This window comes from Wolbachia endosymbiont (group A) of Cydia strobilella (assembly GCF_964026745.1).
Classification (GTDB): domain Bacteria; phylum Pseudomonadota; class Alphaproteobacteria; order Rickettsiales; family Anaplasmataceae; genus Wolbachia; species Wolbachia pipientis.
In genome coordinates, this window is sequence record NZ_OZ034694.1 from 707,310 (window position 1) to 731,700 (window position 24,391).

Below are 24,391 nucleotides of genomic sequence, written 5' to 3' on the forward strand. Positions count from 1 at the left end.
TAATTTTTTAATATACCTTTATTCTGTAATTGAGCGCTTCAGCAATGTGTGCTCTTTTTACTTCTTCACTTTTTGCAAGATCTGCAATAGTTCTTGCAACTTTTAATACGCGTGTGTAGCCTCGATTGGAAATGTAATTTTCTTTCAGTACGTATTTTAGCAATTCTAACCCTGCCTGATCTGGTTCAGTAAATTTATTAAATGCTTCACCGCTTACTTCTGAATTGCAACGAATATTTAATTCACTATAGCGCTCAGTTTGAACTTTTCTTGCTGCTATCACTCTTTCTCTTATAATTTTAGTACTTTCTCCCTCCACAGAGATTTCAGGAGAGAGTATGCTAACGTTTGGCATTTCAATGCATATGTCTATTCTATCAAGCAATGGGCCTGATATTTTGTTTTTGTAATCTGTGCCACACTTTGGAGCTTTGTTGCACGATCTGCTTGCATCACCTAAATAACCGCACCTGCAAGGGTTCATTGCAGCTATCAGTTGAAAATTGGCAGGGTAGGTTATGTGAGCATTTGCCCTTGCAACGGTAACTTTTCTATCTTCAAGTGGTTGGCGCAGAGAATCAAGCACGAGTCTTGGAAATTCAGGTAGCTCATCAAGAAATAACACGCCATTGTGAGCCATGGTAATTTCTCCGGGTTTTGCATTCTTTCCTCCTCCTATCATTGCTGGCATGGAACATGAGTGATGAGGTTCACGAAAGGGGCGAGTTACTTTGAATATTTCATTACCAGTTTTTGTTATGCTGGAAATAATATTAACATCAATCATCTCCTGTTCGGTTAAATCAGGCAGCAATCCTATAAAGCGCTTAGCAAGCATTGATTTTCCAGTACCAGGAGGGCCAACAAGAAGCATATTATGCCCACCTGCTGCTGCAATTTCAGCTGCTCTTTTTGCAACAACTTGGCCTTTAATATCCTTCATATCGGGAACCAATCTTTTTTCTTTGGGTGCATCACTATATTTAAAAATTACTGGCTGAATTAATTGCTCACCCTTAAAGTGTCTGATAATATCAGTTAATTTCTCTATAGCTAGAATTGAAACATTCTTTACCCATGAAGCCTCTACTCCATTTCCCCTTGGGCAAATTACCCCTTTATTTGCCTGTTTTGCATTGATCGCTGTTGGCAGCACTCCTGAAACTGGAATAACTCTGCCATCAAGGGCAAGCTCACCCATAATGATATAAGACTGAACTTTTTCAACTGGTATCACATTCATTACAACAAGTAGTCCAATAGCAATAGCCAAGTCATAATGACTACCTTCTTTCAGTAAATCCGCAGGGGAGAGATTAACTGTAATTCTTTTTGGAGGTAGTAGTAGATTGATTGAATTTAACGCTGCTCTGATGCGTTCTTTGGATTCCGCAACAGTTTTATCTGGCAATCCAACAATATTAAAAGCTGGAATACCATTTGCCATATGAATTTGTGCATTGACATTTACTGTGCTAATTCCCTGAAGCGCAACGGTATTTATATTTGCAATCATAATATATTATATAAAATTGTTAATACAATATATTAAAGAAGCGATGAAGTAAAGGCTACAGCAATTAAAGATGGCTTAACTTAGCAAAAAAGTGTAGTATTCTATCACTTTGCTGATTACAAATGTTTATAAGGATAATCACTTTTTTCTTACTATATTCAAGTACGGCTTTTTGTAGTGATTGTAATTTTAATTTACCATACTGTGGGCTCAGTTGTAATCTAGATCTATCATATAGAAATTTAAGTAATATAAAAAAATTATTGAATAACGACGATAAGTTTGTTGCGCTTACGTTTGATGATGGACCTTCCAACAATAGAATAAACGATATTATTAATGTTCTGGAAAGCTATGAAGCAAAAGCAACATTTTTTGTGCTTGGTGAACGTATAAATGAAAAAACGTCTGAAATAGTAAAGAAAATTCATGAATCAGGTCATGAGTTAGGCAATCACTCTTGGTCGCATAGGAAGTTGACATCACTTTCAAGTGAGGAACAATTGCAAGAATTGGAAAAGACAAATACAGCAATTAAAAATGCAATAAAACAAGATGTAAAATGGTTTCGTCCGCCATATGGATGTTATGACGATAATCTGATTGAAAATACTGATCAATTAAATATGTATTCAATATTATGGACAGTTGATTCGCTAGATTGGCAAGGTGATAAGCCAGAAACTTTAGTTGAAAGAGTTTTAAGTAATGTACATAATGGAGCAGTTATACTGTTTCATGATCACAATAACAGGTCAAACACAATTGAAGCTTTACCTCATATTATTAAAATACTAAAAAAATCAGGTTATAAGTTTGTGACCTTAAGTGAGTGGGAAAAAAGGGTTTGTAATACGGTAAAAGCCAGAAGTGTAACAATAAAAGAGGGGAAAAAAGTGCGTTTTGAAGGAATGTTATGTGGACAAAAAACAAAGTCTTTAACCGCAGAGCATTCATATTAGGTGGTATTCAGCTTACCATTTCTGCGGTTTTTAGTTGCAGGTTATATAATTTACAAATACGAAACAGACAAAAGTACGAAGCACTATCTAATAGTAATAGAATAAGAGTTGCTACTATTATGCCTAAGCGGGGCAAAATTTTAGATAGGAATAGCATTGAACTTGCGATGAACAAAATTTCGTATGTTGTTTTGTTTGATGGTTCTGGTAAGGAAGTTGATTTGCAGACATTATCAGAAGTCGAGTCTAAAATAGCAAAATCGTCAGAAAAAATAACTGCTCTTTATAAACGTTATTACCCGTTTGGTTCAATGTGTTCTCATGTAATCGGATATACAAAAAGACAGCAAGGCATAAGCGAAGTAGGAATCAGCGGTATTGAATATACATATGATCATATATTGAAAGGCAAGTCAGGAAAATCTGAGCAGGAAATAAATTCTAAAAAACGCGTCATAAAAGAATTATCAAGCATACCACAACAAGACGGACAAGATGTACAACTGACAATTGATATTAATCTGCAAGAGAAAACCGCAGAGGTATTTAAAGATCACCAAGGCTCCGCAGTGGTAATTGATGTAAATAATGGAGAAATTTTAGCATTATATAATTCACCTTCTTACGATAATAATCTTTTTGCTAGCAGGCTATCAAATGAGACTTGGGAGAGCTTGAATGCTCCTTCATTGCCGCTCGTGAATCGTGCGTTATCATATCAAATTCCACCTGGTTCAATATTTAAAGTAATAGTTGCGCTTGCGGGTTTAAAAGACGGGATAATAACACCAGAAGAGAAATTCTCGTGCAAGGGCTATATGAAAATAGGTGAGCGGAAATTTCGTTGTCTGAAAAGCAAAGTCCATGGGTATGTATCTTTAAATGAGGCAATGGCATTATCATGCAACACTTACTTTTATAATATAGGGAAAAAAATAAGTGTAGACTCTCTAGTAGAAATGGCCAGAAAATTTGGTATTGGAAGTGGGCCACTGATTGGAACGTTTAAAGAAGAAGCTCCAGGGTTGTTGCCAGATAGAGATTGGCGTACACGAAAGCTATATTCGCAGTGGTATTTAGGTGACACTATCAACTTAGTTATAGGACAAGGGTATATGCTTACAACACCACTACAGCTTGCAGTTCTTGCAGCGAGGATTGCAACAGGAAAAGAGGTAATTCCCCGCATTAAGATGAATGAAACGATACAAGATTTTCCCGATATTGATGTGGATTGTGAGCATCTTAGCATAGTTCGAAAAGCTATGTTTGATGTGGTGAATTCTAAAACTGGAACCTATAAGAAAGGGCTAAGCGGTATACAAATTGCTGGCAAAACCGGTACACCAGAAATAAACTCTAAGGGTGAAAGTCATAAGTTATTTATCGCTTATGGCCCTTACCATAACCCGCGCTATGCAATCTCTGTGTTTATAGAACACGGCAAAGCCCCACGCCAAGATGTTGCTATAGCTAATGAAATATTTCAGTATATGCTTGAAACTATGAGTATTAAACTTCTTGCATAACCATATAACAAACTTTTATTGGGAATAGAAACGAAAAAACTTACTTGACACCCTTCGCCAGCGCCCTTATCATGATAGTGAAGCTATTGTATTTGCTTTCGCCAATCTGCAGATTAAAAGGTAAGGATTACTTAATGTATCGGCGTCTTATGTTCAATTTTTTGCAGTATATAGATACTGTATGTCTTTACAAAACTTCATCTACATCTAGATTTTTATCTAAATAAGCTGAACGCGCTTATAAAGCGTTACAAGACATCAAAAAATGCCAATACTCGACAGAGATAGTAAAAGACTAGCTAACTCGGGGATTCTTTGTCTTTTTTTCTGCTTAGTAAATTTCTTAAACATTTGCAGCGTAAGTTAGTTGCAATTAAAAGCGGCTGCATCTCGCTTGTCAAGCGTTTAAAACATAAAAAACGCCAATATTTTAAAGCGGATAATAACCCTAGGGCTTCTTTTGCCTTTTTTTTTATTTGGTAAATTTCTTAATATTTATAGCTAAACAACAACCGTCATCCCGCTACGTGTTAGCGGGATCTATGTTAAGAGATACCGCGAATGAATCGCGGTATGACGGTTAAGTAGGGTGTCATTCCAGTGCTCCTTTTTTTGTCATCCCAGCGTCACGCGTTGGTTTCAACATTATATCATGAACTTTCTAAAATTCATTGAACTGTGCTTTCAAACGGTAGTGCCGGGGTGTGAGTATAACGATTATCAGTATATAAAAGTCATAGCAGACAGGCTGGAAGCAGCGAGCGCTGGTGAAGTGAAACGAATAATATTCAATATGCCTCCGCGCTCGATGAAGTCCATGTGCATAAGCGTTGCGTGGCCCGCATGGATACTGGGAAACCAACCAACTGCGAGAATAATAGTTGCAAGTTATTCTCAGCGGCTCAGCGAAAAGCACTCGCTCGACACCAGGTGCGTGATGCAGTCTAGTTGGTATAGAGCGCTATTTCCAGAGATAGAACTATCCAAAGACCAGAATACCAAATATAAATTTCAAACAGTGCAGAGAGGATACAGAATCGCAACATCAGTTGGTGGAACACTAACTGGTGAAGGTGGTGATTTTATCATTGTGGACGATCCGCTCAGTTCTGCTCAAGCTTTGAGTGAAACGCTTAGAAAGCGTGCCACAAACTGGTTTGATCAGACTTTAGTAACCAGGCTGAACGATAGAAAAAAAGGAGTCATCGTTCTTGTAATGCACAGGCTACACCAGGAGGACTTAACTGGATACCTTCTCTCCAAGCCAAAAAACATATGGCATCATATTTGTTTGCCAATGATTTCTGAAAATAAGCAGGTTATTTATTCAATCAAAAAGCCAATGCCTCCTGTTCCTGTCATCCGAGTAGCTCAGCACTGTGCGACCAGGCGATTATATAATAAACCAGCGTCACCTGTAAGGATATTATATTCAAGAGAAGAGGGTCAGTTGCTATATCCCCTCGATGGAGGAAAAGAAGAAGTTGAGACGATAAAAGTTGAACTGGGGAGTTATGCTTTTGCTGCGCAATATCAACAAAACCCTCTGCCGCTTTCAAGTGGTATAGTCAAACGAGAGTGGCTAAGAGGTTGTCCGGAAACTAGTAAATTCAAGCATATTCCCTCTTTAACATAACCCTACTCATAGCTAGGTATATGAAATTCTCAGTGGATGTTGTGAGTAAATCATACTCCTTCGATAGCCTTCTATTCCTATTAACCCAAGCAAAAGTCCTTTCTACAACCCATCTTCTTGGCTGTACTTTAAACCCTTGTTCTCTTGTTGGTAGTAGCTCAGGTGGCGTATCTTTGTGCACCCAAAATCTACATGGAGGCCTTTTAACAATTTCAATATCTATGTCATATTCTTCCTTTATGTGATTCTTTAAATTTCTTCCTTGGTATCCCATGTCAGCCCACATTTTTTTAACTTTAGTATATTTTGTTCTCATATTGTTTAATGCTATTTTAATACCATCTCTATCATTTTCGTTAGCAGCACCTACGTAACAACCTAGTATAAAACCCTGAGTGTCTGTAATTATATGCCTTTTTCTACTCTTTACTTTTTTACTTCCATCATAGCCTTTGATCCCCCCTTTTCTGTAGTCTTTACAGATTGACTATCTACTATACAGGCACTCGGCTGCTCATTCCTTCCTATTTTTCTTCTACTATATTTTGTAATTTCATAATTCATTTTCTCAAAAATTCCCTGCTTCTTCCATTGCCTGAACTGCTCATACACAGTCTTCCATAGCGGAAAATCATTTGGTAAATACCGCCATTGACACCCTGTACGCAATACATAGAAAATTGCTTCTAATATTTCTCTTTTGCTATACTTTGGCGGCCTTCCTCCTTTCTTGTATGATACTCTGAAGTGTTTTTCTATTCTTGCCCATTCCCTTTCGCTTAGATCTGTTGGATACTTTTTTCTCATCTTTACCCCGTACTAAAATTTCAGATATTATAGCCTTTTACTTGTTTCCGGACAACCTCTAAACATTAATACTAACTGAATGATAGCATTATTGTGATGAAAATGCAATATTATGAATATTTTAATACAATTTATATTGACAGTTACAATTCTGAATGTTTTATTGCAGCGTTAGCTGATTAGCATTTTTAAGATGAGGTCAACTCTCATAGAGAGAGGATTTTTTTACTTTCTCATTCTTCTCATTTTCTTCTCTAACAATTTTTTTTCCGTTTAGTATATCCTTTATTTCATCTCCTGTTAAAGTTTCAAACTCCAGTAGATTTTCAGCAATAAGCTCTAAGCCTTTCTTATGCTTGGTCAAAATGTCTTTTGCTTTTTCATAGCAAGAAGATATGATTTTTTTCACTTCTTCATCTATGAGCTTTAGCGTATCTTCAGATGTCATATGAGGATGTTGTGGATCTTGCTGCTCACGATTGTGATACACTAGCCCTATCTCATCATTCATTCCACATTTTTTTACCATAGCACGTGCTATGTTAGATGCTTGTCGTATATCAGAAGACGCGCCACTTGTAACTTTATCGTAGCCAAAAATTAACTCTTCTGCTGCCCTGCCACCCATGGCAACAGTTATATCTGCTATCAGCTTTTCTCTTGTGTGGGACACTCTATCTGTTTCCGGTAGTCTCATAACTAAACCTAAGGCCATACCTCTTGGAATGATTGTTGCCTTGTGTATAGGATCAGAAGCAGGCATATTAACCGCAATTATCGCATGACCAGCTTCATGGTATGCAGTCAGTCTCTTTTCCTCTTCTGTCATAATTAGGGATCGTCTTTCTACGCCCATCATTACTTTATCACGTGCATATTCAAAATCATCCATGGTAACAATTTTCTTGTTTCTTCTTGCAGCGATAAGTGCAGATTCATTCACCAAATTTGCTAGATCAGCCCCTGAAAAACCTGGTGTTCCTCTTGCAACTGTTTTCACGTTTACATCTGGTGCTATTGATATTTTCTTTATATGAGTATTTAATATCTTTTCACGCCCATTTATATCGGGTAAAGAAATAGTAATCTGTCGGTCAAAACGACCAGGTCTAAGCAGTGCTGGATCTAAGACATCCGGACGGTTAGTCGCAGCAATTATTATTACACCTTCATTAGACTCAAAGCCATCCATCTCAACTAATAACTGATTTAATGTTTGTTCTCTTTCATCATTGCCGCCACCAAGACCAATGCCACGATGTCTACCCACCGCATCTATCTCATCTATAAAAATTATACAAGGAGCATTTTTCTTGCCTTGATCAAACATATCACGAACACGGCTCGCACCAACACCAACAAACATTTCAACAAAATCAGATCCAGAAATGCTAAAGAATGGCACATTAGCTTCTCCTGCAATTGCACGAGCAAGTAAAGTTTTACCAGTTCCAGGAGAGCCAATTAAAAGGCACCCTTTTGGTATTTTTCCACCTAATATTTGAAATTTTTGCCTTTGTTTAAGGAAATCAACGATCTCTACTAGCTCTTCTTTTGCTTCATCAATTCCAGCAACATCATCAAATGTTACTTTTTTTCCACTAGTCATGAGTCTAGCCCTTGACTTGCCAAAGCTTATAGTTCTGTTGCCTCCCGCTTGTGTTTGTTTAAGAAAGAATAGCAAAAAGCCAATAAAGATAAATGTTGGGACCCATGAGATAAGTAATCCACCAATTACGTTCATGGCAGAATCTCCAGTTGAAAAGGAGAATCTCACTTTTCTATCATGTAAATTTTTTATTAGGTCGCTATATATGACACCGCTTGAATTGAAACTTGAACCGTCCCTGAACTTGCCTTCAATGCTCTGGTTTTTTATGACAATATTTTCTACATCATTGTCTTCTAGTCTAGTTAAAAATTCCGAAAAAGGTATAATTGTTTTACTTTTACCTACATTTCCGCTGAATTGAATATAAGCAACTGAAATAAGAACAATAATTACTAACCAGATCAATAAGCCTTCTAAAAATTTTTTCATTTCTATTTCTAACTAAATACTAATCAAGCTTACCAAATTTTGTTTTATCGTGCTATTAATAATGCATTGAACCTTATCGTCATTGGTATTTTTTCCGTTATAATTTACATCAGGATAAGCAAGCACCTTGCTATCTTTTTGTACTGTAGGCAAAGAGTAGAAAACTTCAGGGCAGCAGTTGTAATCCTTCAGAAATTCAGGAACTTTTTGTGTTTTTTTTAATGGAGCGATGATAACTGAACACCCTTGATTTCCGAGTATTGTGCAGCTAAATCTGTTATCCCATTGGGTAGGTTCATTTAAAGGTAGGTTTACGGTAATTTCTTGTATCCTTGACGATTCTCTAATTATTAAGATATTTTCTCCATACTTTCTTATTTTACACCCAGAAAGTGTACAGTTAACATTACTATCCTTTTGCAATATTCTATTAAATATTGCAATGAGGCTGCTGTACCTTGGTTTATAATGTTTACTGGCAATTGCCATTATAGAGTAAAGAAGAAGCCTCAAGGCTATTTCCTCTGGCAATTGATAAAATTCACTTAGTTTAATTTCAATATAACCAAGATCATGCACATTAACGCAGTCATTAAACGCAAGGCGTGTGTAGTGCATCAACGCTTTTGCAGCTCTTTTCATATGAAGGGCTGTGAGGCATATTCGCTCTGTTAAAATCTCTTGATTATCACTTGCTTTAAGTAAGTTACGGTATAAAGTTCGTCTGTATTTTAAGTCATGATTGCTTCTATCTTCGATCCATTTTAACCGATGAAGCTTAGCGTACTTTTCTATTTCACTACGACTAAAATTTAACAATGGCCTAAATATATAAATACCATTTAGGAAAGACTTGTAGTCCATTGATGATAATCCATCTACGCCACTACCTCGCTCTAATCTTAACAAGAACGTTTCTGCTTGATCATCTTTGTGATGAGCAACAAGTAAATATTTAACATTATTATTTTTACACCACTCTGCTAGTAACTTATACCGTGCTTTTCGTGCCTGTAACTGAATATTGCCTTTAATATTTTGCTTCTCCCAATTTAATATGAACGATTCCTTTGCTCCAAGTTCCTTTGCATAACTTACAACAAAATCAGCTTCTTTTTGAGACTCTGGACGTAATCCATGATTTACTGTTAATGCTATAGGAAGTGAAAGCTTGTTTTTTTTTGCCCAGTTAGTCATTAAGTGCAGTAAGACTATACTATCTACACCACCTGATACTGCAACTGCAACTTGATTGTTATAGAAAGCAAAACTATTAACCACATTTTGAAATAATAACTCTAATTCCATTATGTCTCTTGATGGCCAGACAGGTCAGATCTCTTACGTCATACCGCGACTTATTTGTGGTATATATAGATCCCGCTAACAAGCAACGAAATATGACAAGTTTGTCCTTTTTTGTCTACCCCAGTGCCCTTTCTTTATGTCATCCCAGTGTTTGACACTGGGATCCAGGTTTTAATGCAAGAAACTATTTCTTTATTCCAGAAAATGAAAATTCCACTCTACGATTTTTAGCATGCTCTTTTTCATATTTAGAATTTCTAGAATCATCTTTTACATTAACCAAAGGCTCAGTTTCACCTTTAGAAGCAGTTTTTATTCTGTTTTCTATGTAGGGTGTACAACTAACCATAAATTTTTTAGCTGCATCAGCCCTTCTAGCGCCTAGCGCAAGATTATATTCATGAGAACCACGGTTGTCAGTGTGACCAGTTAAAGTAACCTTCGCGTCAGGGTTATCTTGTAACACCTCCATTACGTCAAGTAATGCATCTGCACTTACTTCAGCAATACTAGATTCATCATAACCAAAGAAAACTCTTTTATCACCTATCTGCTTAACAACAGAATTTATTTTATTTGTTGTATTTGCTCCTTTTTTTGGGCAAGAACTTACACCAGTAAGTAATAAACAAAAACAGCACATTATAACCAGTCTACTCCACATTACTAAACCTCCATAAATTTTAAATAGTGCGTAACTTTAATTTCAGTAGCTAATATCTCTCCATATTGTAATATAGTCAAGAGAAATAAAATACTAAATACTTTTTCTACAACCTTACAATTAATTTTCCTATAATATGCTGGACTCTGAATAGAAAAATCCAATAAAAGAATAAAAAGTACAATTTTTTATTGTACTTTAAGCAAATATACTTTTAACTTTATTATTAATCTATTACAGTATTAAACAGATGTTTTCTAAAATAATGAACAAATATGCAATCTTATAAGTTTTTAGAGGAAGTATTATATAGGGTAAAGAATATCGAAAATACGCTAAAAGTACTAAACCAAAGCCAATTGAATATAGAGGACAAAGTTGAACAAATGAGTCTTCTAGAAGAAATCAGACATGAAATTATCTCTCATGACGCAATAAAGGAATCATTAGCAGATGCTCTTGGTAACAAAAAAAGTGCAAATACTCAGCAGCTAAAGTTAATAGAGAGAATACATAAAAGCAACAGTGCTGTTCCTATTGATTTAGTAAAGTCTTTATCCAAAGCTAAGGTTGAATGCCAAAATTTATGGAAGCTATCTCATTCTGAAACCAGTAACTTAGAAAAACTAAAAGAACGTTTTACTGATTTAATCACACTCATTCGCGAAGTAGCTTCTATAAAATCGCAGCAATTAAAATGCTCAAAATACGACTCACTGCTTGCTGACTATGACTCTGATATCACAGAAAAGAATATAAGGGAAGTATTCCCCAAGGTAGGCAAATTTTTTAGCGAAAATGTAGATAAAATAATTGAAAAGCAGAAAAAGGATAAGGATAAGGTTACTAATATACAAAAAGTTGCTACTCAGAAACAGATTGAACTTGGCTCATTATGTTTACAGCAAATGGGTATTGCACTAAATGAGATTCGTACTTCTTATTACTACCCTATAGATTATGATGAATCTGATTTTTGTTATGGTTTATTTTCACTTTTACGGCATAGTGGTTATGCAATTTATCAAAAATGTTTAGCGCAAAATTCTATAAGTAGTCCAATTACGAGACATGTTATGTATGAAACTCAAGGGTTATTCATGGAAAGGATGATTGGAACATCCAGAGAATTTATTGAGTTTATTCAACCACACATAAAAGAGAAATTTGCTATAAAAGGCAAAACTAACGAGAAAGTTAGCAGTGTTGAAAATTTGTACTTGATTTTCAATGAAATAAACCTTTCTTCTTTTTTAAAAAATGCAGATGAATTTAGTCTGTTAGCTCATATTATGTTGAGAACTAGGTTAGAACAAGATATAATAAATGGTACATTGGAAGTCAAAGACCTGCATGATGCGTGGCTGGAAGGTATGAAGCACTATAAAATTCCAGTAAAAGCTGAAAATGAGCTAAACACTTATTTTCAAGATGAATATTGGGCAAGCGGTGTTATGGGCTACTTTCCTATAAAAATTATTGCTTTAATTGCTGCTGTGCAGATTTTCTCTTGCGTTAAAAAGAATCATTACGAATCATTAAGTGCTATAATAAAAGGAGATTTTAGTTTACTTATCAGTTGGTTATCTCAAAATATATACAGTGCAAAGTGTGGCCTGGAACTGCTAAAAAAAGTAACAGGTAAGGGTTTAGACGTTGAGTGTGTTACTTACTACTTATCTGAAAAGTATAATTTGTCTTAATAAATGGTTTTCTTGAGTTATGTATGAATTTTGTTCGAAAATTAACCGGAAAGTTTTATAGCCTTTTTACTTTCAAAGGTTTGTTTGCTAGCGATATTGCTATAGACCTTGGTACTGCAAACACTTTAGTTTATCAGAAAAATCAGGGAATAGTGCTTGATGAGCCTTCAGTTGTAGCAAGAATAAAAGAAAAAGGAAGTTACGTTCCTTATGCTTTTGGTAAAAAAGCTAAAATGATGCTTGGGAAAACGCCTGGAGAAATAGAGGCGATAAGGCCCTTAAAGGATGGAGTTATTGCTGATTTTAAAAGTGCGGAAGAAATGCTAAAATATTTCATACGCAGTGCAAACACAAAATTCACTGTTAATAAACCTAATATTATCATATGCGTTCCATCTGGATCCACGCCAGTTGAAAGGCGTGCTATACAAGATGCAGCAGAAAGTGCTGGTGCAAATGAAGTATTTTTAATTGAAGAACCAATGGCTGCAGCAATCGGAGCTGGGCTCCCGGTTACTGAACCTGAGGGTTCTATGATTGTTGATATAGGAGGCGGTACAACTGAAGTTGCAATTATTTCTTTAGGCGGAATTGTTTATTCACGTTCTGCCAGAGTAGGTGGCGATATTATGGATGAAGCAATAAAATCATATATTCGTGAAAATCATAAGTTATTAATCGGTGAAACAACCGCTGAGAAAATTAAGAAAAGCATAGGTTCAGCCAGTCTGCCAGGTGAAAATAACAAAGAGGGAATGATAATTAAAGGCAGGGATTTAGTGAGTGGCATGCCAAAAGAAATGCTTTTATCAGAATACCAAGTTGCAGAGAGTTTAATAGAGCCTGTACATCAGATAATTTCTGCTATTAGGACTGCACTGGAGAGCACTCCACCTGAACTTTCTTCTGATATAGTCGATAAAGGAATAATTTTATCCGGTGGCGGCGGATTATTGCGTAACTTGGGCAAAGTTATCAGTGAAACAACAAAACTACCAGTTCGTGTTGCAGATGACCCACTTTGTTGTGTTGCTCTGGGTAGCGGAAAAGTGCTTGAAAACATGGATTATTTTGGCCATGTTTTATTTAAGCAGGATTAAATTATTTTTAAAGGTAGTTCATCGAATTTTATAGCAAATTTTACCTCAAGCATAAAGATGTCATCCAAGTAGCCAACACTGGGATCCAGAAAAATTGACTATAAACAAGTATGCTGTTTCGATGAAATTGTGTAATAGAAACTAGATTCCAGTGTCAGCTACTTGCATGACACCAAGTTTGTGTTTATAAATTAAGGCGATTATGCTAAAAGAATTTGAAATAGAACCTCTGCTAAAAGATAAAGCTCCGCACCAGACCAAGGCTGTTGTTGCAATGTCCGGGGGAGTTGATAGCTCCGTTGCTGCAGCACTGCTACATAACCTTGGGTACAAAGTGGTAGGTGTGACTCTTCAACTCTATGGCACCGACGGTAATGCTAACGCAAGAAAGGGCGCATGCTGCGCTGGACAGGATATTTATGACGCTAAGCGTGTAGCTGAAAGTGTTGGCTTTCCTCACTATATTTTAAACTATGAGGAAATATTCAAAAAGGAAGTAATAGAGGATTTTGCGAGTACCTATATGCGTGGGGAAACTCCCATACCATGCGTGAGATGTAACCAAACGGTAAAATTTCGTGATCTATTGCAAGTTACAAAAAATCTTGGTGCGGATGTGCTCGTAACAGGACATTACGTGAGAAGGTTAGAAAAAAATGGTGAGGTAAAGTTGTGCAGAAGCATTGATAAAAGTAAAGATCAAAGTTATTTTTTGTTTGCTACAACTCAAGAGCAATTGAAGCTTTTGCGATTTCCACTAGGTGGGTTCTATAAAAGTGATATAAGAAAATTAGCAAAGTATTTCAGCTTACAAATTTCTGAAAAGCCGGACAGTCAAGATATATGCTTTGTTTCCGAAAGCTATAGTAAAACAATAGCTAAATTAGCTCCACAATCTGTACAGAAAGGTAAAATAGTGGATGTTAATGGAAAAGTGCTAGGCGAGCACAGTGGCATAGTAAATTTTACAGTGGGGCAAAGAAAGGGCTTGGGTATCGCACACAATGAACCTCTTTATGTGATAAAAATTAATACAGAAAATAATGAGGTTATAGTAGGTCCGATCAACGTATTAATGCAAAAAAAAATATTGATCAAGGAGTTAAATTGGTTAGAACAACCAAAGGAAGGTATGGAAGTAACTGTGAAGCTGAGATCATCACATGTGGGAAGTTTAGCAACAATACATTCAACTGACGAAAAAAATAAAGCCTGTGTCATTTTAAACGACGATTACTTTGGCATCAGTCCAGGTCAAGCCTGTGTAGCGTATAAAGATGAGCAAGTTATCGGCGGTGGATGGATATGCTCTTAACTAAAGGCTTTAATGCAGAGTGTAAACGTACAATAGACTTCTTGCATAACCATATAACATTGGGAATAGAAACAAAAAACTTACTTGACAAACTCCGCCAGCCCCCTTATCATGAAACTGAAGCTATTTATTTATCTTCTCTGTACAGATTAAATGACAAAAAAACTCACGTATCTGGCGTCTCATGTTTAATTTTTTGCACTATGTGCACCTTATGTCTTTATAAAATTTCTAGGTTTTGACCTAACATAAGCTGAAACGCGCTTATAAAGCGTTTAAAACATAAAAAAACGCCAACTTAAAAAATGGATAGTGAATAACTAGCTACCCTAGGGTTTCTTTTGCCTTTTTTTCTGTTTAGTAAATTTCTTAACGTTTATAATTTAGATTAGTTGCGGCTTAAAAGCAGCTAAATCGCGGTTATTAAGTGTTTAGAATAAAAAAACGCCATACTTGAAAGTATAATGTAAGTAATTAGCCAACCACGGGGCTTCTTTTGCCTTTTTTTTCGTTTGGTAAATTTCTTAATGTTTGTAGCTAAACGACAACCGTCATACCAGCGGGATCTAGAGATACCGCGGCGGTATGACGGTTCGCGGCGGCATAAAGATAAGTCTCGTCATCCCGCTGCGTGTTAGCGGAATCTCTTGTTAGCGCTGCGGCGGTATGACGGTTCGCGGTGGCATGACGATAAGCCTTGTCATCCCGCTACGTGTTAGCGGGATCTATGTTGAGAGATACCGCGAATGAATCGCGGTATGACGGTGTAGATAGTATCCCGCTGCGTGTTAGCGGGATCTCTTGTTAGTGGCTGAGATACCGCGGCGGTATAGCTATACCTTTTTCTACTTAGTTTGGGTTATGCAAGAAGTCTAATAACATTTATTGCTATTTTGCCATGTATCCCTTATACTATAAAGTAGAACATTATAGGTTTCAGCAATGATAAAAGAAATTGAAGAACTAATAAAAATTGTTGGTAAGGGTAATTTATTAGAGACGTTATTTATTTTTTTAGGTAGCTTTCAACATGCTGACTTAGGTCGTTTTATGGATCACAGAAATCATTTTGGTTTGTCTGAATTCATACAGAAGCAAGATGAACAATTAGATTACTATTTTAACTTAAAATTTAGTCTACAAGGGTTGTTTTTAATTTATGCTCTAGCTTATCGAATTCTAAGTGAAAACAATAACCTGAATACTAAAGATGTCATAGATAAAATATATGAAGTTATTAAAGGATCTGAGTTAAATGAATATATAAATGAAGTAGTAGATGGAAGAAAATTAGATTTACTTAACATTTTAGCAAATCCAAAGAGAGAACCAATATTTAAAACAGAAAAAGATTTTGAAAGTAAAGTACTCATTGGTGTTAGAAAGTTGCTAGATGAAGAAACTACATTAAATAAATACGATAGAGAATTTGCATTAAATAAGTGCGTTATCAGCAGCTATTATTCTATTCATCAAGACATAAAAGTAGACAAGGATGTAGTGTTGTTATTTTCTATACTTGTCGACTATCATAAGCTTTCTGAACATCACAAAGAGTCGATAAAAAAAGAAAATTTACCAATAATAGATAACGTGGTCTTTCTCACATATATAACGAATTTAGCTGGATTACTGCAAAGTATTAATCTGAAAGATCAAAATAGAGCCACTAAATATACGCTGAATCGCGAAAAGATAGGTAGCCTAAACAGAACATTTAATATGTTGGCAGATCAAAATAATCAAAATTTTCCAACCTTTAAAAGCATTGGACCAACCTTGAAGCAATTGCTAAAAAACCAGAATAGTGATGAATTTGAACAATTAGTAACAAACCCTAAAAATATATACTACTCAGTGCCACAAAAAGAGAATAAATGTAGGTCAAATTTCATTGTCAGCAAGAAAAAAGAAAAGAACCATAAAAATACAGCCTGTAAACTTATTTTGGGTATGTTTGTATTATCTGTTGGGTTATCTGTTGCTGATTATTTCCTTATGGAGCAAAAATTGCTCAACTCAATAAAAAATGTTTTGCCACAAGACAACCTTACTAACCTGATAGTTGGTGCGGTGCTTACTATTGTAATAGTATATGCCTTATTTCAATTATTGGAACCACCACAGGAACCACCACTTTCAACAGTCGATGATGTGCAGAATAAAAAATTAGACTGCTCCATGCAAAACAAGCTTAGAACTACATAAATGTAGCAACTTAAAAGTACATATTGTATAATGCTTATTCTTAAGTTAAGAGGTAATTTATGGATTTAAGTAAAATAACAGCAGGACCAAATGCGGTGAATGTGGTAATTGAAATAAGTGCAAATGCTGAGCCTGTAAAGTATGAATTTAATAAAGAGCTTGGGTTGTTACAAGTTGACAGATTTTTATCTACCTCAATGACTTATCCTTGCAATTATGGATTTATACCAAATACCTGCGCAGGTGATGGTGACCCTGTGGATGTTTTGGTGCTAACTCAATTTCCCTTAGCATCTAGTGTTTTAATATCGGTGCGTCCAATAGGCGCATTACTCACTAAAGATGAAAAAGGAGAAGATGAGAAAATATTAGCAGTGCCTGTTTCCAGTGTTGATAGCTATTATGACAATATAAAGGACTATTCTGACTTATCTAAAAGCCTACTAGATAAAATTACTCATTTCTTTTCTCATTATAAAGATCTGGAAAAGGGAAAAACGGTAGCAGTTGGAGAATGGGTTGGTGTGGAAGAAGCAAAGAAAATCATTGAAAAAAGCAGAAATTAGTTTTTATTGATTTATAGCTAAAGTGGCTTAGGTTTGCCCACAATTTGAAAAACAACAAATTCGTCATTCCGCTACTTGTTAGCGGAATCTATACCGCGCACAACTGTACGAACATTGCAATATGGCACATAGTAAACGATGTCATTCCAGTGCGTGGCACTGGGATCCAGACTTTCCGTAAAAACGTTATATTTTAACATAACACTTATATGCTCACCAACTTAGTGCTAATCAAAATCCTGGATCCCAGTGTCTGGGCACTGGGATGACAAGAAAGGGAGCACTGGAATTTTTGTTTCAGCATTAGCCATGCATCTGAACAGATACAAATATTGCAATTAAAAGCATTAGACAGGCGGTAGAGGTCTTGGTATTATATAACCTTTAGGTTCTAAATTTGGAAGGGTGGCCGAGCGGCTGAAGGCGGCGGTTTGCTAAACCGTTATACGACCCAAAAGTCGTATCGAGGGTTCGAATCCCTCTCCTTCCGTATACTGTTTTGAGCACGGTCTAAATTCGCTATATTAGCATGTTTTTAGCCTATTTACCAGCGTACCTGATTTTGTTGCAATGGTTTTTATTTCCATTGTCACTGAGATCACTATTAAAAAGTTGGCTAGCATTGACTCAGTATTTATTATAGAATTGGTTATTAACTAAACAACTTTACTTGTATGTATAAAATACTAATCTTACTGTTGATAGTGTTGCCACTTAGGTTGCTTGCAACCGAGATTGAAATTGTTGCAGATGTAAATGGTGAACCAATTTCAAATTTAGATATCGAAAAACGCATCAACTTTATAAATTCATTGTTTGGCACTCAAAGTGTTAATCAAAAAGAAGCAAAGCCTCAAGTGCTTAGGGAGCTAATAGACGAAATTATCATTATCAATGAAGCACAGAGGCTGAATATAAAATTGAGCAACGAGGAGTTAGATAATGCTATTATGTTATTTTTAACCCAAAGTTTTAAACTTAAGGCTAATGAAGTTGATCAATACATAGAGAAGCATAATATAGATCTTGGTATTTTAAGAAAACAAATAAAATGTCAGTTACTGTGGAGCAAAATTATTGAAGTAAGAATTGTGCCATTTATTAATATAAGCGATAAAGAAGTAGATGATGTAAAAAGGCAAACAGAAAAGCCGGATTATCTTATCACGTTCCAAGAGTTTATAATTCCTGATCAAAAAGACAAGGACGTTTATGGTATAGCTGAAGATTTAGTAAAAAAATTACGCAACAGTAATAACCCAGAATCTCCAATAAAGATGCGTAAAGCAACAGTTAATTTAAGTCAGCTAAAAGGAAAACTCAAGAGCGTTTTAGAAGGATTAGAAACCAGCGACATAGCAGGTCCATTCAGTTTCAGTGAAGGTTACTCCGTTATAAAAGTAATAGATAAAGTACAACTTAATCATGCACTGCTGGAAAGCACTTTAAAATTAAAACAGATTGTGGTTGAAGGTTCAGAAAGTTTATTGAATAATTTTAAAGAGCAAAAGGTCAGTTGTTTAAATTTTGATAAATTGGCAGATAATTTTAAGCTGCCAAACGCAAAAGAATTTGAAATAAAAATGCGAGATTTAAATCCTGATTTACAGATTTTATTTAGTAAAACAAGTGTGAATGAAATAGTAGAATTGAGAGAAAATGGCACTGCAAAGTTGATGATGTTGTGTGATATCAAGAGTAATGTAGCGGGTATAGAAGCAATCAAACAGAAAATGTACCAACAAAAGATTATGATACAAAGCAACTTGTTATTAGATGATATGCGTAAAAATGCAGCTATCAGTTATCGGTATAGTTGAAGTCAGAGAGTGTCCTTGTCTTTGTGTATAGAACTATATAAATTACTTTGTTCTATAAAATTTCAAAAAATTTGAACAAATGCAGTTAAAATAGCACATGAAGAATATAATGCTAATTGGTGGTGGAGTTGGAAATGCAGTGTTATTTTCGATAGGGAAGGCATGTCTTGAAAATAATAACAAGGTTTTGTACTTTGCTGGCTATAAGAAGTTAAGTGATGTATTTAAACGAGCACTGATAGAGCGTGCATCAAATGCAGTAGTTTGGGCATGTGAAGAAGGATTGATAGAAACAAGCAGAGATCAAGATAAATCCTTTCATGGTAATATAGTTGATGCAATAGTCTCTTATCAACAAGGAAGATTAGGTATTAATTTGAACGTTATAGATAAAATTATCACTATTGGTTCTGACAAAATGATGAAAGCTGTGAATGAAGCTAGAAAAACAATTTTAAAGCCATATCTGAAATCAGGCCACATAGCGATATCATCAGTTAATTCTCCTATGCAGTGTATGATGAAAGAAATCTGCGCTCAGTGTGTGCAGCAACATATAAATGCGAAAACAGGAGAAAGGAGTTTTGTTTATAGTTGCAGTAATCAAGACCAGGATATGGGGTGTGTTGACTTTGACTTTTTAAGTGAGCGCTTGAAGCAAAATAGTTTACAAGAAAAACTTACTGCAAAATGGATAGATCATGTTCAAAGATATTAAACAGCACAAAAAGGAAATAAGAGAGCAATATAGAGCTATAAGAAAAGATATTGATGAAAGTTATTCCAGTTATGCGGCAAATTCCCTTATTAATCTCTTTAATCAGAACTTAAGCTACGTTAAAGGCAAAACAATAGCAGCTTACATTCCAATGGATGAGGAAATAGATGTTGTGCCTTTGATGCATAGTTTACTCGATTTAGATTATAAAGTAGCAATTCCTAATAAAAATAAGTTACTAAAATTTGAGGAATGGAACGAAACAAATGAAGATGTAATTCCCGACACAATCATTACTCCTGTTATTGCTTTTGATGATCATTTTAATAGATTGGGTTTTGGCGGTGGTTGGTATGATATAATGATAGAAAAACTGCGGCCACTTGGAAAAATATTTATAGGTGTAGCCTATGAGAAACAATATTGTAAAGATTTACCTGTAGAAAAACATGATCAAAAATTGGATATTATAATCACTGAGATGTGTGTTAGATGTGGAAGTGGATTGCTCAAAAAAGTGGATAAAAAAGAATAGATCTCTACCTTTTCCATTCCCTCCCTCTCCAAGCCATCAGAGGGTTTTGGTTTCTCCTGTACTCGCTTGTTCAGAACTTGGACTATCTAATTGAGGAACTGGTGACTTCATTTGGTTAACTTTATCATTAACCATTTTTTCTACCTCCTCTATTTTACCCTCACCAATGGCCATAATTTTAGATTGAAATTTCTCCATAAGTTCCTCAAGTGCTTCCTTATCACTTTCATAAGTACTAGTACCTTTTTCTTTAAGCTTTTTCATATCATCTTCTGAAAAATTTTGAATAGTTCCATTCTTTACTAACTCTTGTATAGCAGATCGCTGCCCTTCATTTTGAAGCATGCCTATGACCTTTGCTTTACTCTGGGCGTTTTTTATTTTTTCACCTTCTTCGGACATATTATAGCCTATAATCTCTTGAGCCAAACTGTTGTATAATTTACTAAAGTTATCTTTTTTTGGCCCAACCTCAGGCAATTTATCCCCTAAATTTTTAGATAAACTTTTCACTGCTTTTCCTGCATCAATCGCACCTTCTTTTATTTTTTCCCCTGCCTTTACTATACCTATTCCTGCATAACGTGCTCCAATACCTACAAGTGCTATTAATGTAGCAAGCACAATAAGTGGAGAAAATGCTGCTCCTAATACCATTACGGCAGAAGCTATTCCAATTTTTTTATTTGCAGATGCTGATTTAAAATAATTGACTAGATTGTCCAGTGGACCTTTATTATTATTTATAACATTACTTATTGCTTGCTGATTAACAGATTTTAACGCCTCTTCTATTATTTTTGAGTCAACATTTTCAGAAGTTAAACCTTCAAGCGCTTCTTCAATGAATTTTATAAATAATTCTTTGTTGACCTCCTTTTGCAAGCCTTGGTCATTAATCGCTAAACCTAAATCTTTGAGGTTCATCCCTTTAACTTGTTCTGATAGGGTTGTAAATAACTCTTTTTTCCCCTCTTGTGAGGATTGTGCAATACTTTCTATTATATCTGAAATAGCTTTTCTTAGTTCTGGATAGTCAGTGTCAAAAAACATACTATTGCTAGATTCCATATTCAGCTTCGTTGATTATAAATATGCCTAATTATACATACTAATCATTAATTATATTATAATTGATATAACATACCCCTTTCCAAATATAGAATTTGTATTAAAATATCTAGATTATATGAAATCAAGGTACTTTATGGGTGAAAAAAAATTAAAAGCTGCTGTGGTCTTATCAGGGTGTGGTCACCTTGACGGTGCAGAGGTAAGAGAAGCGGTTTTAAGTTTGCTTGTGCTTGATCAGCAGGAAGTGGATGTTAAATGCTTTGCACCTGATATCAATATCACACAAGTTATGAATCATAGAACAAAAGAGGCAACAAAAGAAAAAAGGAATGTACTTGTGGAAGCAGCAAGAATCGCAAGAGGCGAAATATATGACTTAAAAGAAGCCAAAGCTGAAAATTTTGACATGCTAGTTGTACCTGGTGGATACGGGGTTGCGAAAAATTTATCTGACTTAGCTGAAAGTAAAGACATGGTGACAGTAATGCCTGAATTTGAAAGATTAGTTTTAGAATTTTTTGTTACAAAAAAGCCAATAGGAGCGATATGCATATCTCCAGCCATCATTGTTTCAATTTTAAGTAGCAAGATAGGTAAAGAAGAAAGTAAGGTTAAGGTAACTATAGGAGATGACAAAGAACAGTTGATAGAAAAGCTTGGCGGCGAACACATAAAGTGCGATACAGAGTTATCAATAGAAGACGAAGAACATAATGTATTTTCCTGTTCTGCTTATATGCGTAGCGACGAAAGTACATACTCTGTATATCAAGGGATAAAGCATATGATTGACAGCATGGTAAAAAAGATTAACAAAAAAACTAAACAGCCATTCCTATAAGGTGTACTAAATAAGACTTCTCTATTAATCACACAATTAACTGTTGAATTTTACATTTCTAGCTGTATTATGGCTACGTAACTAAAGTAACTTAGGTTTATCGACGCTTTACTACTTGTTAGCGGTGTGGTGTAGTGGCCATATATGTTTAGTTCTTTTTTTTAAGGTATTTTGTATGTCAGATCTTTTCTATATTGAAACTACGTGTTGTGTGGACGGTCAGTGTGATGTCTATACAGGGGAAGTGAGTTTTAATGATGTCGTGTTAGGCAAGTTCAGTCTAAATTCGTGCAGCGGGAAAGAAGCTATGATAAATCTAGACATTATTACATTCGATATTAATATCGCTGTTGATGGTCAAAATGGAAAGACAATAAAAAAAGACCTTAAAGGTCTTGAATTTGTAACTAAAGATGATGGTTCTTGGTATATTAATAAGGATTTTGGTGATGATAAATTTGAAGTTGTAGTAAAGCAATCATAATTTTACATCTCAGGTGTAACATTTAGTATAGGCGCTATTCTATTTATAATGTTCTTTACTATAGGCGCAGCAATTATTCCCCCGGTATGGTGCATCCCTTGAGGCTCATCAATAGCAATTAGCACTATGTACCTTGGGTCAAGCATAGTTAGCACTCCTATAAATGATGCTATGTTTGCATCTTTGCTATATTTACCATCTACAACTTTTTCCGCCGATCCAGTTTTTCCTCCTATTGAATATGCCTTTATTTTTGCTTTTCTGCCAGTGCCATCTGTTACTGCTGCACGTAATAATTTTCTCATTTCCCTGGAAGTTCTTCTTGAGATAATTTGCTCTCCTATACTTCTTTTATTCAACATCAAGGTTGCGTTATGAAATATCCCATTGTTGATTAATGCTGCTGCAGTTTGTGCAAGATGTATAGGAGTTACAGCTATGCCATAACCATAAGATGCTGTTATTAAAGTGTTTTCACTCCATTTATCCGGGATTATCGGTGTGGATTTTTCTGGTATTTCTATTTTCAAAGGAGAAAATAGCTTCATAGCTTTAAAGTATTCTACCTGTTTTTCAATACCTAGTTTGACTGCAATTTTTGCTGCACCAATGTTGGATGATTTTACAAATATATCTTGCACAGTAATTTTTGGAATTTTAGATTTATGAAAATCCTGAATTTTATACTTTCCAATGGTGATTGGTGTTGATACGTCATATAAATCGCTAGTTTTTGTAGCGTTCGCATCAAGCGCTGCGGCTATTGTAAAGTATTTTAATACCGACCCCATCTCATATACCCCAAGACTGGCGCGATTAAACTTTTGTACGTCTTCTGCCTTATTCTGTGAGTTGGGATTAAAATCAGGTAGGCTGACCATCGAGATAACTTCACTATTTCTCACATTTAAAACAATTCCTACTCCGCCAAGTGCCTGATATCTGCTTACAGCTTTAGTTAGCTCTTCATGCACTATGCTTTGCACTCGTGTATCTAAGGATAGTATTATGGGCTTTTCTTGCTCATTATTTTTACTTATATATGCCTCAACTCCTGCAATACCGTTGCCATCTATGTCAGTGTAACCAAGCACGTGTGAAAATAAATTACTGTGAGGATATATACGCTTTATGTCGTCATAAAAATTTACTCCTGGTACACCAGCGTTTTTGATCGCTAGTAATTCTTTTGGAGTCAAGTGCCGCTTTATCCAAGCAAATTTCTTTTCTGAAGTAAGTACTCTATATAAGTTCTTGTATTCGAGGTCATGCAAAGTAGAACACAGTTGTGCTGCTATACTTTCCGGATTCTTTACTTTGGTTGCATCTATATATAGTGATGTTGTGGGCACATTTGTTGCTATTACCACTCCATTTCTATCTAAAATATCAGGTTGTTTATGTACTATATTATCTTTTCTAAAATTTTCTGAAGTAGTAAGTTGATCAAATGTTAAAGAGAATATGCGAAAAATAATTATTATATAAAATATAAATAATGGTACTATAAAACACAGTGAGCGGAGCTTATTTTTAAGTAATGCTTGCATATTTACTTGATTTG

20 protein-coding genes, 1 tRNA gene and 1 pseudogene are annotated in these 24,391 nt (G+C 35.3%); 15 read left to right on the top strand and 7 right to left on the bottom strand.

The window, feature by feature from the left end:
• Positions 1-7 precede the first annotated feature (7 nt).
• Entirely contained in the window at positions 8-1,516 is a 1,509-nt protein-coding gene (locus tag AAGD76_RS03480) for a YifB family Mg chelatase-like AAA ATPase (protein WP_095742738.1), read from the bottom strand.
• A 122-nt stretch (positions 1,517-1,638) separates the two neighbouring features.
• On the opposite strand from AAGD76_RS03480, the gene AAGD76_RS03485 reads away from it, so the two are divergent.
• The 3 genes and pseudogenes from AAGD76_RS03485 to AAGD76_RS03495 form a co-directional block, all read left to right on the top strand.
• The gene (locus tag AAGD76_RS03485) at positions 1,639-2,478 is read left to right on the top strand and encodes a polysaccharide deacetylase family protein (RefSeq protein WP_182366999.1); all 840 of its coding nucleotides are present in this window, start codon (positions 1,639-1,641) and stop codon (positions 2,476-2,478) included.
• Entirely contained in the window at positions 2,433-4,007 is a 1,575-nt protein-coding gene (locus AAGD76_RS03490) for a penicillin-binding transpeptidase domain-containing protein (protein ID WP_209472678.1), read from the top strand. Before AAGD76_RS03485 ends, AAGD76_RS03490 begins: the two co-directional genes overlap by 46 nt.
• 652 nt (positions 4,008-4,659) lie before the next feature.
• Positions 4,660-5,595, top strand: a pseudogene (locus AAGD76_RS03495) (terminase); the annotation flags it as partial.
• 22 nt (positions 5,596-5,617) lie between these two features.
• Here the strand turns inward: AAGD76_RS03495 and AAGD76_RS03500 are convergent.
• The 4 genes from AAGD76_RS03500 to AAGD76_RS03515 form a co-directional block, all read right to left on the bottom strand.
• A protein-coding gene (locus tag AAGD76_RS03500) for an IS5-like element ISWpi1 family transposase (protein ID WP_341820157.1) occupies positions 5,618-6,450 on the bottom strand; the annotation gives its coding sequence in 2 pieces (ribosomal slippage) (positions 5,618-6,081 and positions 6,081-6,450; 834 coding nt in all).
• Positions 6,451-6,649: 199 nt separating this feature from the next.
• Positions 6,650-8,491 carry an ATP-dependent zinc metalloprotease FtsH gene (ftsH, locus tag AAGD76_RS03505; RefSeq protein WP_209473305.1) on the bottom strand — a complete coding sequence of 614 codons (1,842 nt, stop codon included), beginning with the start codon at positions 8,489-8,491 and terminating at the stop codon, positions 6,650-6,652.
• Between the two features lie 12 nt (positions 8,492-8,503).
• On the bottom strand, positions 8,504-9,799 hold the full coding sequence (tilS, locus tag AAGD76_RS03510) for a tRNA lysidine(34) synthetase TilS (RefSeq protein WP_208571594.1): 1,296 nt from the start codon (positions 9,797-9,799) through the stop codon (positions 8,504-8,506).
• A 184-nt stretch (positions 9,800-9,983) separates the two neighbouring features.
• Positions 9,984-10,463 (bottom strand): OmpA family protein, encoded by a 480-nt coding sequence (locus AAGD76_RS03515; protein WP_010081889.1) that lies wholly within the window; start codon positions 10,461-10,463, stop codon positions 9,984-9,986.
• Between the two features lie 275 nt (positions 10,464-10,738).
• Here AAGD76_RS03515 and AAGD76_RS03520 point away from each other — a divergent pair, with 275 nt between their 5' ends.
• The 10 genes from AAGD76_RS03520 to AAGD76_RS03565 all read left to right on the top strand — a co-directional run bounded on the left by AAGD76_RS03520 (position 10,739) and on the right by AAGD76_RS03565 (position 20,428).
• Positions 10,739-12,166 (top strand): carboxypeptidase, encoded by a 1,428-nt coding sequence (locus AAGD76_RS03520; RefSeq protein WP_264339690.1) that lies wholly within the window; start codon positions 10,739-10,741, stop codon positions 12,164-12,166.
• 23 nt (positions 12,167-12,189) lie between these two features.
• Positions 12,190-13,266, top strand: a complete 1,077-nt coding sequence (locus AAGD76_RS03525; RefSeq protein ID WP_209473299.1) for a rod shape-determining protein — start codon at positions 12,190-12,192, stop codon at positions 13,264-13,266.
• A gap of 202 nt (positions 13,267-13,468) precedes the next feature.
• Positions 13,469-14,581: a tRNA 2-thiouridine(34) synthase MnmA gene (gene mnmA, locus AAGD76_RS03530; RefSeq protein ID WP_341820369.1), complete on the top strand. Its 1,113-nt coding sequence runs from the start codon at positions 13,469-13,471 to the stop codon at positions 14,579-14,581.
• A gap of 942 nt (positions 14,582-15,523) precedes the next feature.
• A complete protein-coding gene (locus AAGD76_RS03535) occupies positions 15,524-16,789 on the top strand; it encodes a hypothetical protein (RefSeq protein ID WP_341820370.1) in 1,266 nt (421 codons plus the stop codon).
• A 59-nt stretch (positions 16,790-16,848) separates the two neighbouring features.
• Positions 16,849-17,355, top strand: a complete 507-nt coding sequence (ppa, locus tag AAGD76_RS03540) for an inorganic diphosphatase (RefSeq protein WP_151807542.1) — start codon at positions 16,849-16,851, stop codon at positions 17,353-17,355.
• 44 nt (positions 17,356-17,399) lie between these two features.
• Positions 17,400-17,552, top strand: a complete 153-nt coding sequence (locus AAGD76_RS03545) for a hypothetical protein (RefSeq protein ID WP_264373636.1) — start codon at positions 17,400-17,402, stop codon at positions 17,550-17,552.
• A 202-nt stretch (positions 17,553-17,754) separates the two neighbouring features.
• Positions 17,755-17,845: transfer RNA gene (locus tag AAGD76_RS03550), tRNA-Ser, on the top strand.
• 184 nt (positions 17,846-18,029) lie between these two features.
• Positions 18,030-19,175, top strand: a complete 1,146-nt coding sequence (locus AAGD76_RS03555; RefSeq protein ID WP_264373637.1) for a SurA N-terminal domain-containing protein — start codon at positions 18,030-18,032, stop codon at positions 19,173-19,175.
• A 97-nt stretch (positions 19,176-19,272) separates the two neighbouring features.
• The gene (locus tag AAGD76_RS03560) at positions 19,273-19,893 is read left to right on the top strand and encodes a hypothetical protein (RefSeq protein WP_006279429.1); all 621 of its coding nucleotides are present in this window, start codon (positions 19,273-19,275) and stop codon (positions 19,891-19,893) included.
• On the top strand, positions 19,877-20,428 hold the full coding sequence (locus AAGD76_RS03565) for a 5-formyltetrahydrofolate cyclo-ligase (RefSeq protein ID WP_341820371.1): 552 nt from the start codon (positions 19,877-19,879) through the stop codon (positions 20,426-20,428). Before AAGD76_RS03560 ends, AAGD76_RS03565 begins: the two co-directional genes overlap by 17 nt.
• 36 nt (positions 20,429-20,464) lie before the next feature.
• On the opposite strand, the gene AAGD76_RS03570 is transcribed toward AAGD76_RS03565, so the two are convergent.
• The gene (locus AAGD76_RS03570) at positions 20,465-21,499 is read right to left on the bottom strand and encodes a hypothetical protein (RefSeq protein ID WP_341820372.1); all 1,035 of its coding nucleotides are present in this window, start codon (positions 21,497-21,499) and stop codon (positions 20,465-20,467) included.
• Between the two features lie 136 nt (positions 21,500-21,635).
• On the opposite strand from AAGD76_RS03570, the gene elbB reads away from it, so the two are divergent.
• Both elbB and AAGD76_RS03580 read left to right on the top strand, forming a co-directional pair.
• Positions 21,636-22,343, top strand: a complete 708-nt coding sequence (gene elbB, locus AAGD76_RS03575) for an isoprenoid biosynthesis glyoxalase ElbB (RefSeq protein WP_341820373.1) — start codon at positions 21,636-21,638, stop codon at positions 22,341-22,343.
• 175 nt (positions 22,344-22,518) lie between these two features.
• Positions 22,519-22,827 carry a hypothetical protein gene (locus tag AAGD76_RS03580; RefSeq protein WP_341820374.1) on the top strand — a complete coding sequence of 103 codons (309 nt, stop codon included), beginning with the start codon at positions 22,519-22,521 and terminating at the stop codon, positions 22,825-22,827.
• Positions 22,828-22,829: 2 nt separating this feature from the next.
• On the opposite strand, the gene AAGD76_RS03585 is transcribed toward AAGD76_RS03580, so the two are convergent.
• Positions 22,830-24,377 carry a penicillin-binding protein 2 gene (locus AAGD76_RS03585; RefSeq protein ID WP_341820375.1) on the bottom strand — a complete coding sequence of 516 codons (1,548 nt, stop codon included), beginning with the start codon at positions 24,375-24,377 and terminating at the stop codon, positions 22,830-22,832.
• Positions 24,378-24,391: the final 14 nt, after the last annotated feature.